A 747-nucleotide genomic window follows, 5' to 3' on the forward strand; every position below is an offset into this window, starting at 1 on the left:
TTTCGAGATTGATATTATTGCCGGCCGAAAGCGAGATATCGCCGGAGCCGCCCGTCAGCAGACCCTGATCGTCATAGCCGGCGACGATCTGCGCGCCATGGCTGTTGATATCGCCGGATTTCGCATCGATGCTGACGCTGTCGCCGGCGCGGATGGTGGTCACCACCGGCGTCGAGCTTTCGGCCCTGTCCTCCGATTTCGAGGACTGGAAGCCGATCGAGACGGAGGCGGAAACGCCGGTGACGCCCTTCTCACTGATCTGGTCGAGGCCCTGCTTCAGCTTGTTGGCGTAAAGTGCGGCCATGGCGGCATTGGCCAGAGCCTGGCTGCCGCTCTTGTCGCCCACCGCCTGCATCCTTTCGGCAACGCCTTGGGCAGCACTGACAAGCCCGCTGGAGACCTGCGCGGTGATGCCGGCGAAGAGTTCCTTGTGGATGTGTTCGTAATTGGTGACATCCTGCGCCGCGAGCAGATTGACGTCGCGCTCGGTGGCAATCGCCACATTGCGGTCGGCCTCGACCTGCACCGCCTGAAGGTTTGCGTCCCGTCCGGCATTGATGATGACGTCGCGCCCAGCGCTTAAAGTCGAAGCGGCGTTGGTTTCCGCGCCCTGCCTGGTCTCGTCACTCGATTTGCCATAGCCGATGCCGATCGAGGCACCGCCATTGCTCGAACCGACCTGGATACCGAAGCCGGATTTCTCTTCCTTCTCATGCGAGGCGTAAGCTTCCGCCCCCGGCGTGATAT

At 62.0% G+C, this 747-nt stretch carries 1 protein-coding gene; it reads right to left on the reverse strand.

Annotated elements, in window-relative coordinates; genetic code table 11:
- The coding region (locus ATN84_RS16225; RefSeq protein ID WP_201026395.1) for a hemagglutinin repeat-containing protein at window positions 1-747 on the reverse strand (747 nt) is incomplete at both ends.

It is taken from the genome of Paramesorhizobium deserti, from assembly GCF_001558695.1.
In the GTDB taxonomy this organism is placed as follows: Bacteria; Pseudomonadota; Alphaproteobacteria; order Rhizobiales; family Rhizobiaceae; genus Paramesorhizobium; species Paramesorhizobium deserti.